13 protein-coding genes are annotated in these 16199 nt (G+C 53.4%); 1 reads left to right on the top strand and 12 read right to left on the bottom strand.

The annotated features are described in order from the left end of the window. Nucleotides 1–153: 153 nt before the first annotated feature. The 12 genes from J2Z70_RS31330 to J2Z70_RS31275 form a co-directional block, all read right to left on the bottom strand. Nucleotides 154–1533: an oligosaccharide flippase family protein gene (locus tag J2Z70_RS31330; protein WP_209879416.1), complete on the bottom strand. Its 1380-nt coding sequence runs from the start codon at nucleotides 1531–1533 to the stop codon at nucleotides 154–156. Then, complete coding sequence (locus J2Z70_RS31325) at nucleotides 1499–2929, bottom strand: O-antigen ligase family protein (RefSeq protein ID WP_209879472.1); 1431 nt, start codon at nucleotides 2927–2929, stop codon at nucleotides 1499–1501. Before J2Z70_RS31325 ends, J2Z70_RS31330 begins: the two co-directional genes overlap by 35 nt. Nucleotides 2930–3027: 98 nt before the next feature. Continuing rightward, entirely contained in the window at nucleotides 3028–3801 is a 774-nt protein-coding gene (locus tag J2Z70_RS31320; RefSeq protein ID WP_076078985.1) for a WecB/TagA/CpsF family glycosyltransferase, read from the bottom strand. Continuing rightward, entirely contained in the window at nucleotides 3798–5144 is a 1347-nt protein-coding gene (locus J2Z70_RS31315; RefSeq protein WP_209879413.1) for an O-antigen ligase family protein, read from the bottom strand. The genes J2Z70_RS31320 and J2Z70_RS31315 overlap by 4 nt, the downstream gene beginning before the upstream one ends. A gap of 15 nt (nucleotides 5145–5159) precedes the next feature. Continuing rightward, a complete protein-coding gene (locus tag J2Z70_RS31310; RefSeq protein WP_209879411.1) occupies nucleotides 5160–6095 on the bottom strand; it encodes a glycosyltransferase in 936 nt (311 codons plus the stop codon). A gap of 24 nt (nucleotides 6096–6119) precedes the next feature. Then, nucleotides 6120–6812, bottom strand: a complete 693-nt coding sequence (locus J2Z70_RS31305; RefSeq protein WP_209879408.1) for a sugar transferase — start codon at nucleotides 6810–6812, stop codon at nucleotides 6120–6122. A gap of 79 nt (nucleotides 6813–6891) precedes the next feature. Beyond that, nucleotides 6892–7782 (bottom strand): UTP--glucose-1-phosphate uridylyltransferase GalU, encoded by an 891-nt coding sequence (galU, locus tag J2Z70_RS31300; RefSeq protein ID WP_036723429.1) that lies wholly within the window; start codon nucleotides 7780–7782, stop codon nucleotides 6892–6894. 46 nt (nucleotides 7783–7828) lie between these two features. Then, nucleotides 7829–8470: a CpsD/CapB family tyrosine-protein kinase gene (locus tag J2Z70_RS31295; RefSeq protein WP_036723430.1), complete on the bottom strand. Its 642-nt coding sequence runs from the start codon at nucleotides 8468–8470 to the stop codon at nucleotides 7829–7831. Continuing rightward, nucleotides 8454–9194: a YveK family protein gene (locus J2Z70_RS31290; RefSeq protein WP_209879404.1), complete on the bottom strand. Its 741-nt coding sequence runs from the start codon at nucleotides 9192–9194 to the stop codon at nucleotides 8454–8456. Before J2Z70_RS31290 ends, J2Z70_RS31295 begins: the two co-directional genes overlap by 17 nt. Nucleotides 9195–9862: 668 nt before the next feature. Next, the gene (locus J2Z70_RS31285) at nucleotides 9863–10498 is read right to left on the bottom strand and encodes a response regulator (protein ID WP_036693598.1); all 636 of its coding nucleotides are present in this window, start codon (nucleotides 10496–10498) and stop codon (nucleotides 9863–9865) included. A 23-nt stretch (nucleotides 10499–10521) separates the two neighbouring features. Continuing rightward, the gene (locus J2Z70_RS31280; RefSeq protein ID WP_245368670.1) at nucleotides 10522–11961 is read right to left on the bottom strand and encodes a sensor histidine kinase; all 1440 of its coding nucleotides are present in this window, start codon (nucleotides 11959–11961) and stop codon (nucleotides 10522–10524) included. 846 nt (nucleotides 11962–12807) lie between these two features. Next, nucleotides 12808–13662, bottom strand: a complete 855-nt coding sequence (locus J2Z70_RS31275) for a helix-turn-helix transcriptional regulator (RefSeq protein WP_209879398.1) — start codon at nucleotides 13660–13662, stop codon at nucleotides 12808–12810. An 84-nt stretch (nucleotides 13663–13746) separates the two neighbouring features. Here J2Z70_RS31275 and J2Z70_RS31270 point away from each other — a divergent pair, with 84 nt between their 5' ends. After that, entirely contained in the window at nucleotides 13747–15678 is a 1932-nt protein-coding gene (locus tag J2Z70_RS31270) for a beta-N-acetylhexosaminidase (RefSeq protein ID WP_209879396.1), read from the top strand. Nucleotides 15679–16199 lie beyond the last annotated feature (521 nt).

The raw sequence follows: 16199 nt of genomic DNA, 5'->3' as shown, positions 1-16199 counted from the left end.
GCTTCTACAGCTCCAAATTTCCTCTCCGCTTCTTCAACACCATTCCATGGTTTTTTAAGCAGATAAGGGGCTCGCCTCGTGTTCTCGGGCTCGCTGAATCAAATACAAAACATTTGAGATTACTCAAAACGCTTGAATCGAACCCTTAACCGCCTACACATCCATAGGTTTCTTGCGAATATACGAATTCATCGTCGTCTTCATCCACTGAAGGTCCTGGGCGTTAATGAGCAGCCGCGGAAGCTTAACCTTCAGGTTGTACCTGATATTGAGAATAATGAACAGGAATCGCAGCACAGCCGATGAGAGCATAGCCACACCCGCTCCGAACAATCCAAACTTCGGCACCAGCAGGAAGAGCAGCGGAATCACGAGGATCAGGCCGACCCCCTGCAGGATGGATACGAACTTCGGCTTGCCCAGCGCCATGAACACCTGAGCCAGAATCAGCGTCCCGCCGCTGATGGTTACTTCCAGCAGCAGCAGGCGGAACACGGTAAGCGCGGTATTGAAATCCTTGCCGTAGAGCAGCGGGATGACAAAGGGCGCTACCAGCATCAGGAACACTGCGCCAAGCAAAGTACAGGTAGTACTGATCCGGAAAGCCTTGAACGTAAGGGCGACCGCTTCGTCCTTCGACATCTCAGAGGCCTTCGGGAAGAGCACCACCGTGATCGAATTCGCGAAGAAGTTCACCATACGCGACAGGCTGACCGCTACCGCATAGAGCCCCAGATCTGCCGGTCTGAGCAATCCGGCAATGATGATCTGGTCTATGTATACCGAGAATTGTCCAAGCAGGTCGTTTCCGTAGGAGCCTAGACCATAGGTGAACAGTCTTTTGAAATTAAGATAGGAATCCCGGAGCTTGACCTTGTAGGTCCGCAGCAGCAGGAAGGTCATCCCGATGAACAGCGGAACCGATGGCACCAGATAGGCCAGTGCAGTTGTATAAGGATTCATGTAGCCGGTCAGGATCAGAATCCCGATAGCCCCCAGTGTCAGCAGCGGCACCAGATACCGCATCCAGTTGAAGGTCTTGTAATCCCCTCTGAACTGGAAGGCCGCGTTGTTGATCTGCGACACCACAATCAGCGGGCAGAGAATCATCGACCACTGGGCGAAGACCACTACCTCATGACTGAACGACCCCAGCCAATAAGGCAGCACGAGTATCCCGACTGTCATGGCGATGGTTCCGAACGTCAGACCGATCAGCAGGGCAATCCGGTACAGCACCCCGGCTTCCTGCGGATTCTTCTTGGCGTTGTAGATCAGCGCCGAGGGAATGCCGAAGCTCATGCTGAAGGCCAGGAACTGCGACCAGTTCACCATCGCTGTCTGCTCCCCCCGGCCGGTCGGGCCGAGATAACGGGCAGTCAGTACGCCGGTCAGCATATTGACCAGCAGGATCAGCACGCTGACGAACATCGTTTTGACAGCAGCCGAGCTATTGTCCTTACTCTTCGTGAATCTCCGGAAGATGGACCATACCCGGTTAGCGGGTAGTGATTTGGCGCTTGACTGCTGCATGCGGTAGTCCCTTCTTTCTGCTTTGATTGAGCTCCTTGGCACTGAGGCCAAGTCCGATCAGCATCCAGATCAGATACCCCTTAAGACCGGGAAAGCCGTTATCCGATATCAGGCTGGCTACAGCTCCCATCCACGCCGCCAGCGCCAGTCTGGCGTAAGGCTGAAGTTCATTCCTGCGGGTGACTCTGGCGCCGATCTCCCTGATGACCGCGCCGAGTGCCCCGAAGAAGAACAATGCGCCGAGTACGCCGAAGGTCAGCAGCAGCGCGATGAAGCCGTTATCCATATTGCCGTATTCCCCCAGCTCTCCGCCGTTGCCAAGCTTGGTGCCCTGACCTACACTGCCGATCCCCTGACCTACCGGGTTGCCTGCGACCATCGGCAGCATGTTGGTCCAGAGACTGAGGCGTTCATTGTAGGAATGATCCTCCTGCACGGAGGTCAGGGTCTCCATCCGGGCCACCAGCCCCTCTGCTCCAGGGAGCTTCGGCACGATCCAGAACAGCGCGGCTGCCACGAATGCGAGCTGGAACAGCGTCTTCCATTTGCCCTTGGAGGGAGAGGAAGCGATGTAGACCAGCAGCATCACCAGCAGGACCAGCCATGCGGACCGGACGAGCGTAGTCAGCAGGCAGACTACTACGAGCAGAACACCGAGCCAGCGCAGGGTACCCTGCCATCTTTTCTCCAGAATCATCGGCACCAGGGCGAAGACCAGGAAGGTTGCAGCCGGACCCGGGGAGTTCAGTGTCGAGAAGACACGGATCTCCAGCGGATACGGAGTACCGATAGAGATCATATCCGCATTGCGCATCCAGAAGGCATCCCAAGGCGGAACGGTCAGATACTGTACGATCCCGTAGACCGCAACCAGCACCGCAATATTAGCAAAAGCGTACAACAGCCGGTCGATATCCTTCGGCTTAAACGGCGTCACCGCGAAGAAGGGAATCAGCAGCAGCGGTACGATGTAATTCGCCAGATCGTATACCGAGCCGATGCCGTTCTTCGCCAGACCAATCAATGCGCCGTAAGCCAGTGCGATGGAGAACAGCAGCATGATCCGGGTGGAGGACTTGCGAATCCGGTGAATTTCCCGCAGCACCGGAATAGCTAAGGTCGCTCCGGTCAGCAGCGGGGCCAGACTGAGCAGAGAGACGGAATGGTACACGCCTTCGTACCAGTCTGCAATCCGCCGCAGCTCCGGGGCAACCGCCCAGATAAGCAGCGTGTACGGAATCAGCATCCGTGTATTCAGCAAGGCCAGCAGCAAGGCCGGAAAGAGGATGCCTGCCAGAATGATGCCCTGCAGGCTGTTCGATGCGCTCAGGTTCGCACTGGCGAAGCCGATCGCAAGCGGCAGGACAAGCGCCGAGGCGCAGATCAAGGTCATCATTACAGCCGACTTCACAGCTTGTGCCGATGGAAGATTCAGACTATTCTCATCTCTGCTTAGCATCTTCATTCCCTGCCTCCCGTCTTTCGCCGCTTTCTTCAATCCGTACTGCTGTTCTTCACCTTGCCCCGTTTGCGCAGCTCCTTGAGCAGCAGCACCAGGAACTGGGCATCGTCGACAAGGTATCTTTTCCATAACCGGCCCGGCTCCTGGCTAAGTCTCCATAGCCACTCCATGCCGGTTCGCTGCATGAAATCCGGTGCCCGCTTCACCGAGCCGGACAGGAAGTCGAAGGTTGCACCTACGCCGATGGAGACCGGCGCCTGGTAGGAGGTATAGTGACGGTAGATCCACTTCTCCTGCTTCGGTGCGCCTACCCCTACGAACACGATATCGGGCTGGCTCTCGGTCAGCAGCCGGATAATATGCCGGTTCTCTTCTTCGTTGTGTTCGAAGCCGTAGGAAGGAGAGTAACAGCCCACGACGTTAATCCCCGGGAAGGCGGCCTTCAGATTCTTCGTAGCCTGCTCCGCCACACCCTCGGCGGCACCGAGGAAGAACAACCGGTATTGCCTTTGCTCGAACGCATTGCCCAGGCGGCTGAACAGGTCTGCGCCGGACACCTTTTGCTTCAGCGGCTTGCCGAGCATCTTGGACGCCCAGATAATCGGCATCCCGTCCGCGACTACGGCACCTGCTTCGGAGTACACTTCCCGGAACTCTTTATCCTTGCGCAGCTTGATCACATGGTCGACGTTACAGGTCAGGATGTAGGATTGGTTCCTCTCCTGAATGGTTCTGTCGATATAATCCAGCAGATCCATGAAATCATAGTTATCGAAATTGACATCGAACATGTTCACTTGGTTCATCGTATCACTTCTTTTTGTGGGGAATCGGCCAGCTGTGAAGATCGATACAGGCAGTTCAGGTACCAACAGAACGGAATGATGAATTGGACCGTCGACAGCGTGTTATCCGTGAAAGAATAGATCAGAAATGCTGCAATAAAGAGAGAATAATAAGGTTTGACCGCCGGCAAAAGAACTCTGTATACCATTAGAAACACAGCGAGCAAGGACAGCAGCAGCAGGATGGCACCAACGTATCCCCCATCGTAATAAAAGCGGATATATTCGTTATGCGGAACCACGAACCCTCCGTAGAGCGTTCCGTCATTCGCCACCGTTACGGCTCCAAGCCCCCGTCCTGCCACCGGCGAATCCGCCGCCTTGTTCAGGAAGTACTCCCAGGCCTCCGCCCGCCCCGACAGGTCAATTCCCGTCTCGGTCGTCCGTTCGAAGGAGCGCTTCTTGATGTTGTCCAGCTGCATGTATACTGCCGAGGTGATGACCAGCAGTGAACACAGCAGCGGGATCAGAAATCTCTTCTTCCCCTTCAGAAAAGCGCGGGAGATATCATAGAAGTAATAGAGCACCATCAGCACCAGGGCGAGAATCGGCCCGCGCGTGCCTGTAATCACCAGAATCAAGAAATTCAGCCCCAGCATGATGTAATTGAACCGGGTATACTGCGGACTGCGCTTGATCTCGATGAACGCGATCGCTACTCCCATGAAGGCCAGCATCGCCAGGTGAGGCGGTATGTTCGCCCCCTGCACCCGCACCGCGCCTGTGAACTCAACGGCTACCAGTGAATGTATATTCGCAGCCTGGAGCACCACGCCCAGCAGCATGCTGACCAGCGGCAGCAGGGTAATGATCCGGATTTGCTTCTCGGCGACCTCCTTCTTCCAGTTGATCAGCAGAAGCACGAAGGGCAGAGACAGTCCGATGAAGGCTTTGACCGCAATCGATGTGCTCATCTCCGGCAGCCAGATGGAGAAGCTGAAGGTGAGCAGAATCAGGGCCAGCATCGCCCATAAGGGAGGACTGAGCTTGAACCTGAGGCCATTAACCAGGATACACGGCACCAGCAGCATCAGAATAACCAGCTTGTAGAGCGACAGGATCTCAATACCGAACATACTCCCGCTGTACAAGAAGTTAATCGAGACCGCCGTGGTCAGCAGAACGAAATAGCTGATCAGTTCAGGGCGTGATAGGGAGGCAACCAGCAGCAGAATGAAGAATACGGCCGCTACTGCGATGACCGGCTGGAAGATGACAGCTGTTCCCAGGAACAGTGCTGTTAAGAGATAGAGCATTCCGTATGGCAGACTATTGATTTTGGAGCCCCACTCAAAATGGGTCATCGCGCGTACCTCCCCTCACCCCGCTGCGGATTCCCTCTTCCGGTTAAGAATCATATGAAGAGTTCCGCGAATACTCTCCAGCCGGCATTTATTCAGCAGCTTCCTTCCCTTACTGCGGGATAGAACGGAATCTGCCAGAATGTAGATGACTTTGGCGCCTGTCTTGCCCAGGAGCAGCAGATGCCCTTTCATTCCTTCACTCTTCATAGCGTTCGATATGCCCTGGCTGTAATACCGCTTCATGATCCAGTCCTCCGTCAGCCGGTTCGCCGGAACGAAATGATCCACGGCCATCTCGGGATGATAGAGAATGGAATGCCCTTCCTGCTGCAGCTGGCTGAACAGCCAGGTCTCTTCACCCGAGAGCAGCGAATCGCCCTTGCGGCCCAGCTCCAGCGGGAACAGGCTGATATCGAATACCGGCTTGCGCATCGCCATATTGGCACCGCAAGGGTGAAGCCGCTTCGGATACTCTTTAATCCGGCTCCCCAGATCGACAATCGTATAAGGAAGCTCGAACGGCTTGATCAGCCAATCCGGGCGCTTGCTCTCGAAGATCGGAGCAATCCTGCCGCCCATAGCCATCACCTCCGGCTTATCCGCAAAGGTGTTCACAATGGTTGTAATCCAGGTCCGGCAGGGGATCGCATCATCATCCAGGAAAGCGATGAGCTGCGATTTGGAAGCCAGAATTCCTGTGTTCCGGGCTGCTGACAGCCCTTGAACCGGCTCCAGCAGATAACGGATATCCATATCCGCACCATAGGTTTCGATGAACCCCTTAATGGCGGCCGCCGTATCATCCGTGGACTGGTTATCCACGACGATGATCTCGGCCTGGTGCAAATTCTCCAGCGGCAGCAGTGAATGAAGAGTCTTCACCAGCAGCGCCGACCGGTTATAGGTGCATATGATAATGGAAATCTCAGGTCCATCTCCGTGTACGAACATCGGCATCACCTAATTCCCATATTTTTAATAAGCATTTTTGGAACCTAGCAGCATCAGACCGGTCTTGACAATAATCTTCAGATCCAGCATCGTGCTGCGCATGTGGATATACGTGAGGTCCAGCTGAACCATCTCGTCGAAGCCGACGCTGTTTCTGGCATTTACCTGCCAGTAGCCGGTGCAGCCGGGGGTTACCATCAGCCGCTGCTTGTCGTATTCCGTGTACTGCTCCACCTCTTCAACGAGCGGAGGACGGGGACCCACCAGACTCATATGCCCTATCAGCACGTTCCAGAGCTGCGGCAGTTCATCAATACTGGTCTTGCGCATGAATTTTCCAATCCGTGTAATACGGGGATCATTCTTGATCTTGAACATCGCGCCGCTTACTTCGTTATAGGCCATGAGACTCTCCTTCAGCTCCTCGGCATTAGAGACCATGGATCTGAACTTGTACATGGGGAACAGCTTCTCGTCCTTGCCGACCCGCATTTGGCGGAAGAACACCTTGCCCTTCGGATCTTCCAGCTTAATCAGGACAGCCACCACTGCGAAGAGCGGGAGCAGGAACAGCAGCCCCAGGGCAGAGAACAAGATGTCGATGATCCGCTTCATGACCAGATAGGACTCCATTCCCTTGCTTTCTTCACCCGAATGCAGCATGTAAAGTTTCGGCAGGACGGCCTCATAGTCTTCCGGCAGTTTTTGCATGCTCATCTCTCCTCATTTCTCGTAAAGGTTTATGCAGCCTTACTTCTTGACTCCGGCTTGTGTCGCTCACTTTCGGGGAACCGTCTCAGCTGCTGACCGAGGTCTGTTCCGCTTTTTTTAACCATTCCGCCATAGCATCCATGACCTGATAACGTAGATCCTCGCTCTCTAAGGCAAATTCCAGTGTGGTCAAAATATAACCGAGCCGTTCGCCGACATCATATCTGGTACCGTCGAAGTTATAAGCATAGACACGTTCGCTCTGGTTCAGCTTCTGAATGGCATCCGTCAGCTGGATCTCACCGCCCGCACCCTTCTCCTGAAGATCGAGATACTTGAAGATCTTAGGGGTAAAGACATAGCGGCCCATGATCGCCAGATTGGAAGGCGCCGTGCCAAGTGCCGGCTTCTCCACGAAGTTGTTCACCCGGTAGAGCTTCCCGTCTTGCAGATCCGGCTCGATAATCCCGTAGCGGTTCGTGAATTCATCCGGGATAACCTGTACCCCGATCACCGAGTTCTGGGTCTCCTCATACTGGTCGATCAGCTGCTTCAGGCAAGGGACCTGTCCGGTTACAATATCATCGCCGAGCATAACGCCGAATGGCTCATCGCCGATGAACCGTCTGGCACACCATACGGCATGGCCGAGACCCTTGGGTTCCTTTTGCCGGATGTAGTGAATTTCCACCTTGGAGGACCGCTGTACCTCTTTGAGCAGCTCCAGCTTTCCGTCCTCCAGCAGCCGGGATTCAAGCTCAAAGGCGTTATCGAAATGATCCTCGATCGCCCGCTTTCCCTTACCGGTAACAATGATGATGTCTTCAATCCCGGAGGCAATGGCCTCCTCCACGATATACTGGATCGTCGGTTTGTTGATAATAGGCAGCATTTCCTTGGGCATTGCCTTGGTCGCCGGAAGGAAACGTGTGCCTAACCCGGCCGCCGGGATAATTACCTTTTTTACCTTTTTCATCACACATACCTCCCAATAGTTTCGTTCACATTGCCGCTTCGGTGTTCTACTTGGTCTGGTTCATTGCTATTCCGAGAATCCTTACACCTGTCTGTTCCATGAGACCCTTCAGCTTGCGGAGCGCTTCGCGCTTCGTCCGGCCGTGTCTGGCGACAATGACCACCCCGTCCGAGAGCGGGGCCAGAATCCGTGCATCGCTGTAATCGACCGCCTGCGGCGAATCCAGCAGAATCAGATCGAAGCTTGCCTTCAGCTCTGTAAGCAGCCCGGCCATCTTCTCGCTGCCGAGCAGATCCGGCGGACTGACTGTACTCACTCCGGCAGGGATTACCGCCAGATTCGCCAAGCTGCCGTATACCAGAACGTCCTTCGCTTCCTCGTAGCCGCTCAAGTAAGCTGCCAGCCCCTGGCTGCCTTCCACATCGAACACGCTATGCAGGCCGGGCTTCCGCAGGTTACAATCCACCACCGCCACCTTCTTGCCATCCTGTACGAAGGATACAGCCAGATTGGAGAGAATCGTGGTCTTGCCTTCGCCGCTCTCCGCTGAAGTGAAGAGCAGCACCTGTCCGCCTGGCCCCTTCAGCAAGCCGAGCTGGCGGATATACGTGCGCAGCGAGCGGAAGGATTCGGAGACATGCGAGGACGGGTTTATGTCCGCGATTAGACTTCTATTCAGCCGTAACATATTTTCCCTCCCCTACTCTTGCCTTGTCATTGTTCGCACTGCCGAAATCGCGTTTGCGGATGGCCGGAATACTGGCAATGACCGGAAGGCCAAGCTCAAATTCCGCTTCCTTCTCGTTTCTCAGCGTACCGTTCAGCGTCTCCATCAGCAGGATAATCCCGACCGCTGCCATCAGTGACACCACGAAGCTGATCAGAATATTCATGGTCACCCCGCCGTTGACCGGCAGAGGCTGGGCTGCAGGATCAGCCGGAGTCAGGAATGTTACATTATCCAGGTTCATCAGTGCCGGCAGGCTGCGGATGAAGGTCTGCGAAACCGCGTTTACAATCGTAGCTGCAGTGCCGTAATCCTTATCCTCCACGGTCAGATTAATCACCTGGCTTTTCTCCGAGGATTTGATCTGCAGCTTGGCAGCCAGTTGGCCCGCCGTCAGACCGAACTCGGGATGCTCCGCGATCACACTCTTCATAATGGTTGGCGACTTCATGATTTCCTTATAGCTCTCGATGAGGTTAAGACTGAAGTTAAGTGCGTTGAGATTATTGCTCTCGGGGACATTCACAACGTTGTTGACCAGTAGCTGTCCAGAGGCGGAGTAGACGGGTGCAACGAAGTTTTTACTGACGTAGAAGGTGGTGGCGCAGGAGATCAGTACAAATACCATGATTAACCATAATTTTTTCTTTATCAGGTTAATGTAATCCAGAATCGTCTTTTCCACAGTAACCCTCCTTCCGCTTATGTTCGTTTTGAAAGCAATCATGAAAGTTTCAGATGTCTTGCTTTTATTCTAACAACGCGCAGGATTTATCACATGCCCCCTAGCATCACTTTACACTTCACTTTCGAGTGACTGTGTTTGGTCCGCCAGAGGGGGTGGATGGTATACTTTAGTACCATATCCATGGAAAATGCTAACACCAGCAGTGAGCCAAGATCACCCAGCCGGGTGAAGGATGCCGGCGCACCTTCGTGTCAGCACTCCGCGCCAGCATAATGTATGCTGTTTTTCACATACATTCAGGCCGTGTGCCTGCTTGCGAGCATAATGTATGCTGTTTTTCACATACATTCGGCCCGTGGGCCTGCTTGCGAGCATAATGCTGTTTTTCACATACATTCGGCCCATGTGCCTGCTTGTGAGCATAATGTATGCTGTTTTTCACATACATTCGGGCCATGGGCCCGCTTGCGAGCATAATGTATGCTGTTTTTCACATACATTCAGGCCGTGTGCCTGCTTGCGAGCATAATGTATGCTGTTTTTCGCATACATTCGGGCCGTGGGCCTCACAGCCGCCCATTGTGTTCGGTTTGATCTCCCTGAACGCAAAAAAACACGGACAACGTGGTCCGTGCTCCGTCCCCGATCATTCACAGGGATGATTATTAATCGTATGACATCTCATATTTGGTAAGCCCGACAGCATTGGCGTATAAGGCCGCCTGCGTCCGGTCCGCCACCTGCAGTTTCGCCAGAATCTGGCTGACATGCTTCTTGACGGTGAATTCGCTGATGAACAGGCGTGAAGCAATCTCGCGGTTGCAGGCCCCCTGTCCCAGCTCGATCAGAACTTCCTTCTCTTTGGGTGTAAGCTCATCGGTCGGACTGCTGCCGCTCATGCGCATCTTATCTTCCATCAGCCCGGGATCGTAATACTTCCTGCCCTTGTGGACCAGTTGAATAGCAAACAGCAATTCCTCCGGCAGAGCTTCCTTCAGTACATAACCGTCTACCAGCACTTCCTCCGCCTTCAGGAAATCTTCCCGGCTGGCTGAGGATGTTAGCAGGATGAACTTGCATGAGAATCCGCGCACGCGGGCTTCCTTGATAATATCCAGGCCCGATTCATCGGCAAGCTTCAGATCAATCAGCACAAGATCAGGCTGTATCTCCTCAATCACGAGAAGAGCTTCTTGGCCATTCGTTGCTTCGCCGGCAAACTGCAGATTGGACTGCATCGATATCACAGATGCCAATCCTCTTCTCACCAAAGGGTGATCATCAACAATGACGATTTTCACTTGAACGACCTCCTGCCTAAAGTTTATGCATTTTTCAGTTCAGCCACACCGACAGGTATAGAGATTAAAATTCTGGTTCCAGCGTTCTCACTGCTGGTTAACTGGAAATCGCCTCCAAGGGACTGTGCCAGATATTGCATATTCTTCATTCCCAGTCCGCCTGAGTGCTCATCAGGTTCGTTCCAGCTTAGATCTGCATCGAAACCGACGCCATCGTCGATAATCGATAGTCTAATCCATTTCGGCTTAAGCGACAGTTCTACATCCACCCGGCTGGCAGCACCATGTCTTATGGCGTTGCCGGTCGCTTCGGAGATAATCCGGAAGAGTGCCTTGTGGTAAGGATAAGGGAGACTGAAATCATCCCCCGTTATTTTCAGTTCAATCTCAACATCATTAAGCCGGGAGAGGCTTTTCAGATGCGAGCGCACCATCCCAAGCCAGCTCGGGCCGCCGCTCTTCTTGGAGCTGAGGCTGTAGATGGTAATCCGCAGCTCCTTGGCTACCTTAGTGGCTGAATCATGGATAAGCTCAATCTGCTCCTCCAGCTCCCGCTCAGACATTTTGCGCCAGGTCTGCTTCAGGGAGTGGGTCGCATAGACGATGCCGAAAAGACTCTGGGAGACACTGTCGTGCATCTCATCGGCTATCCGGTTCTGCTCGTTCGTGATGATCAGCCGGTTCTCGATCACGCCCAGCTCGTGGCGCTCAAGAATAATCGCACTCAGCTCCGACAGGAACATCAGTTGCTGGATGTACCACCGGCGGCCCTCCAGCCCTTCCGAGGCTTCCAGCTTCACGCCAATCATTCCGACGAACCGGGTGCTCATTCTTACCGGCATCAGCAGGAAGTCGCCGATCCCCGGCATACTCTTGAATACCGGTTCACGCTGCAGCCTCCATTCATGCTCGTGCTTCTCAAGCTCCATGAACAGAAAGCGCTCCTCCTCATGCTGCCATCCCGTCTGGCGGCTCTGCGGAGCAGGCTCACCGCTTTTTTTGGCGAACCAGAACAGTGCCTTCTCCAGCTTGGTAAGCTTGACCACATAGTCGGTAATGACTTGGCCAATATTCATGAAGTCATGCTGGCTTGATGTTTCCACGATGTGATAAAGCGATTTGATATGCTCCATGGTATCGTTGGTCCGCGCGTTCGCTTCCTCCCGCTGCCGCTTTATCCCCTTAACCATCTGCATAACTATAACCGCGAGAGCCAGGGCTAGAAACAGGTTACCATTGGCAAGCATAATTTCAGCAATCGTAAGACCCGGAGAACCGGCATCCATGTAGCCCGATACCGCCACCATGGCAATATAACCCAAGATCAGACTCCAGGCACAATACAAAGACAGCGCACCCGCCGCAAACAGCACCGGATTCAGTACATATAGCTTAAAAGGACTATCGTATCCTCCAGTAAATAACATCAACACCGCAATGAGTGCCGTCTCTATACTGACCATCAGCACTAGAGTACGGGCTTTTGCATGGAACCTCCGGTAATAATACGGGAATAGTTGGGCAAATAAGAATAGCACAATGATTAGTAGGGATTTGTATATTACGGAAGGCCCCGCAGGAACCATGAGGTACATAAACGATGTGAGGGACAAAGAAAAGATTCTGAAAAAGGCGATCGTACGGTCTTCGACTGTTAATTTAATGTTCATCCCACCACCCTATTCTCCAGTTTGTGGAAAATTCGAGTTTATTCTAAGCTATGTTTAAAAGCATCATACATGAGAAAAATCACAATAACAAGTTTCGATTTCTAATGATAGCGTTTACTTTGAAAATAAAATGGGTATAATTATTCTTTTTTCATGAAAAATTAACCAACTCTATCCAGCTTCTCAAATGATAGCGTATGCAAAATTATCCAGTCCGGCTCCGGGCATGACAAAGAGCCTCTCCCTCCAGGGACAGGCTCTTCAAAAGAGAAGTCTTCGGTTATCCGGTGAGTACACCCGGCACAGTCTATTCAGTCACCGCCGTCACAGCTTGCTCCAGCTTGGCATTATTACATATACAAATTTGATAGCGCTGTTCGCCAACGATATGATACCCGGTGGACAAAATACGCAAGGTATGATTAGGTCCTACCACCTTATGGAGACTGCGGCAACTGATGCAGTAATACTCTCTCAATAGTCTCATCTCCGGCATAGTCTAGAAGAACTATTCTAGAACTGCTAATATTATCTAGAGCATAGCACTGTTTTTTTCTGCGTGTCAACAAAAATCTGCAAAAAACGACATTATTCAGAGACCCTTTTAAGATAAAAAGTAGAATTATGTCGTTTATTATATCACAGATGATTCCGGCAGGTCTGCGGAGAGAGGCCCATATATTTCTTGAATAGCCTTGAAAAATAAAAACTATCCCTATAATGAAGCATTCCCGCTATCTCCTGCACCTGCAGGGAGGTATTCAGCAGCAAATGCTTGGCCTCGGCCATCTTCAGCCGGTGGATATATTCATGCAGCGGGTACCCGCTGCTCCGCCGCACGGTGCGGCGGAGTGTAGACATGGACAGGTGCAGGCGCTCGGCCATCCCCGGCAGATCCGGCTGCTCATAGATGCAGGCATTCAGCGCCTCCCGGATCAGCGGCATGGCTTCCTGCTGCCACGGGCGGCGGCTGCCCTGGAGCTGCAGCGAGCATTCCAGCAGCATCTCCTCCAGCAGCAGCGCAGCCCGGTCCGCATCACCGGGAACATCTCCGGCCATGTACGCCAGAACCTTTTCAAAGGACGCTTTCAGCCCTTCCGCCTTATCCCCCCGGGTTACCTCTCCACCCGCAATCATTCCGGCTTCCAGCCATTCGGTGACACGGCTTCCGCTGAAATTAATATAATATTCATCCCAATACCCGCCTGGGGGCGGTCCGAAGCTGTAGCTATAACCGGGTCTGAAAAAAAACAGGCTTCCCTCATGGACCTGCTGCTCTGGTCCTCCGTTCTCCGTATAAGTTCCGTCTCCTGCGACTATATATACAAGTGCCCAGTGTTCAAAGGTGACGCCCGAACGAAACAGCGTTCTTCCCGGCAGATGGCCGGCTTGCCCGACACGGATCGACTTCAGGCGCAGCCTGGCGGCCTCCACCTTCGGATCAATAATTCTTACTGGATACGGGCTGATCATATAATCCATGAGCTTAAGCATACATTGCATTCCTCCATGTGTTCAGGAGTGATATGTTGATAATGAAGATGATCATATTCTACATGAATAAGAGGTGTCCACGCTATGTCTGATATTGTTCACTTACAGCTTTTTCCCCGGCCGCATAAGCTCACGGTATCCGCAGGACAGTTCCACCTTCCTTCCCGGGGCAGCATTGTGCTGACCGGTGAGGACCAGTTGTCCGCCCTTCCCGCAGCCCGCAGGCTTCAGCAGACCGCTTTCGAGGTGGTCCGTCTCAGTCTGCCTCTGTCCATAGGGCAGCGGTCCGCCACAGTTCCGGCTTGCACCTTCCGCTATAACGCACAGCTTACAGAAGGAGCTTATGAGCTGCACATTAACGAAGAAGGCCTAATTGCCGCTTACGGTTCCCCGCAAGGCGCTTATTATGCAGCCGTGACGCTGAAGCAGCTCCTGCAGCAGTACGGCCGGACACTGCCATATCTGCATATCCGCGATCAGCCGGATTTCGCAGCCAGAGGGCTCATGCTTGATATCAGCCGTAACAAAATCCCCACGCTGGATACCCTGTACCGGATCATTGATCTCATGGCGGACCTCAAACTGAATCAGCTGCAGCTATATATAGAAGGAGCTCCGTTTGCTTATGAGTCTTTCCCGCAGGTATGGGAGCTGGAAACTCCGGTTACCGGCGATGAAATCCTGCTGCTGGATGCCTACTGCCGCGAGCGGTACATTGAGCTGGTGCCTAATCAAAACAGCTTCGGCCATATGGAAGGCTGGCTGACCCGGCCGGAATTCAACCATCTGGCAGAGATCCCCGCAGGCTTCATGCTCCCGGATCAGATGTATGATAGCGATTTATACCCGGAAGGATTATTTATGCATCCCGGAACCTTCCATACAGAGGACCCTGAGGTATTGCAGCTCCTGGGCACGATGTACGATGACCTCCTTCCCTACTTCAGCTCAGAGATGTTCAATGTCGGCTGTGATGAGACTTATGAACTGGGACTTGGCGCAAGCCAGGCGCTGGCGGAGTCTTCCGGCAAAGGCGAGCTGTATCTCTCCTTCCTGCAGAAGATTCACGGACTGGTCAAGCAGCGCGGCAAAACCATGCAATTCTGGGGCGATATCATTATCCAGCATCCCGAGCTGATCCCACGGCTGCCGAAGGATATCATCGCCATGGAGTGGGGATACAGCGCGGCTCATCCTTTTGAAGCGGATACCCGCAAATTCAAGGAGGCAGGCATCCCGTTCTATGTCTGTCCGGGAACCAGTTCCTGGAACTCGCTCACCGGCAGGACCGACAACATGCTCGCCAATCTGCGCAGCGCTGCGGTGCATGGCAAGAGAAACGGCGCTGTCGGCTACCTGATTACCGACTGGGGAGATTTCGGCCACTGGCAGCATCTGCCGGTCAGCTATGCCGGATTCGCCTACGGGGCAGCGCTTGCCTGGAATGTAGAGGGGAATCTGGAGGCGGATGTGGCGCATTATCTGAACACGGCGGTCTTCCAAGACCGCTCAGGAACCATCGGGCAATTGCTGCTGGATCTGGGCAACTACTACAAGCTGGAGTCGGGCACGGTCCGCCCGAATGACACGGAGATGTCTATGCTGCTGCGCAGCCATCTGGAGCATGTGCAGTTGGCTGTGAAGCTGCCAGTAGAACAGCTCGACCAGCTGGAGCAATACATTCTTGGCCTTGAAGCCAGGCTTGAGCAGCCCGTTCTGGAATGCAGCGACGCCGGATTGGTCATAGAAGAACTGCGCAGCGGCATTCACTTCGTGAAGCATGCCGTGCAGCTTACCCGGCTTAAGCAGCAGCTCGCCGCCGCAGATTCGCAGCCCCAGGCAGCGCTGGTACAGGCGCAGATCCATGACCTGGATCTGCTGCTCCACCAGTACCGCCAGCTCTGGACCCGGCGCAACCGGCCGGGCGGCCTGGAGCGCAGTGTCTCGAAGCTGGTCCGCCTGCGGGGGGAATATGCTGCGCTTGCCGCTAAGCTGGATGCAGAGACTGTTCGGTAGATTACACTACGGAAGAACACAATACAAGTGGAAACGGCTTTGCCGTCCTTTTAAAGGACGGTACCGTTTCAGCGAGAAATAGAAGGATAAGTTATCGTGTGCAACCTATACATTCTTATATTTGAACATACAATAGAAACCGCTCCTTATGAAATGGTTGTGTGGGTACTCCATTTCAGCAAAGGGCGGTTTCTTTTTGTGATTTAGAAGGATTTTGAAGAATCCTTTTCCGCATACATTCGGACCACACGCCTCCGTCACGCTCAATATGGTCGGTTTTTCGATTACATTTGGCCTACGTGCTGCCCCCGGTTCCATTGTGGTCGGTTTTTCAATTACATTTGGCCTACGTGCGCCCCCGGGTCCCATTGTGGTCGGTTTTTCGATTACATTTGGCCTACGTGCTGCCCCCGGGTCCCATTGTGGTCGGTTTAATACGAAAATAAAAGTACCGGGAAATGTGCCGCAGACTGGATTTTGACAAAAAAAGACCCACCGCCCCAAAAGAACGTTTCGTTTTT

The organism is Paenibacillus silagei (genome assembly GCF_017874735.1).
GTDB classification, from domain to species: domain Bacteria; phylum Bacillota; class Bacilli; order Paenibacillales; family Paenibacillaceae; genus Paenibacillus_AQ; species Paenibacillus_AQ silagei.
The sequence above is the reverse complement of the archived record's forward strand: the minus strand, read 5'-3'. Positions and strand labels throughout refer to the sequence as shown.

Bases quoted from the DNA above. Each gene is read 5' to 3' on its own strand.
- J2Z70_RS31330 (WP_209879416.1), bottom strand. From the start codon at position 1,533: ATGCAGCAGTCAAGCGCCAAATCACTACCCGCTAACCGGGTATGGTCC.
- J2Z70_RS31325 (WP_209879472.1), bottom strand. From the start codon at position 2,929: ATGATGACCTTGATCTGCGCCTCGGCGCTTGTCCTGCCGCTTGCGATC.
- J2Z70_RS31320 (WP_076078985.1), bottom strand. From the start codon at position 3,801: ATGAACCAAGTGAACATGTTCGATGTCAATTTCGATAACTATGATTTC.
- J2Z70_RS31315 (WP_209879413.1), bottom strand. From the start codon at position 5,144: ATGACCCATTTTGAGTGGGGCTCCAAAATCAATAGTCTGCCATACGGA.
- J2Z70_RS31310 (WP_209879411.1), bottom strand. From the start codon at position 6,095: ATGTTCGTACACGGAGATGGACCTGAGATTTCCATTATCATATGCACC.
- J2Z70_RS31305 (WP_209879408.1), bottom strand. From the start codon at position 6,812: ATGAGCATGCAAAAACTGCCGGAAGACTATGAGGCCGTCCTGCCGAAA.
- galU (WP_036723429.1), bottom strand. From the start codon at position 7,782: ATGAAAAAGGTAAAAAAGGTAATTATCCCGGCGGCCGGGTTAGGCACA.
- J2Z70_RS31295 (WP_036723430.1), bottom strand. From the start codon at position 8,470: ATGTTACGGCTGAATAGAAGTCTAATCGCGGACATAAACCCGTCCTCG.
- J2Z70_RS31280 (WP_245368670.1), bottom strand. From the start codon at position 11,961: ATGGTCAGTATAGAGACGGCACTCATTGCGGTGTTGATGTTATTTACT.
- J2Z70_RS31275 (WP_209879398.1), bottom strand. From the start codon at position 13,662: ATGCTTAAGCTCATGGATTATATGATCAGCCCGTATCCAGTAAGAATT.
- J2Z70_RS31270 (WP_209879396.1), top strand. From the start codon at position 13,747: ATGTCTGATATTGTTCACTTACAGCTTTTTCCCCGGCCGCATAAGCTC.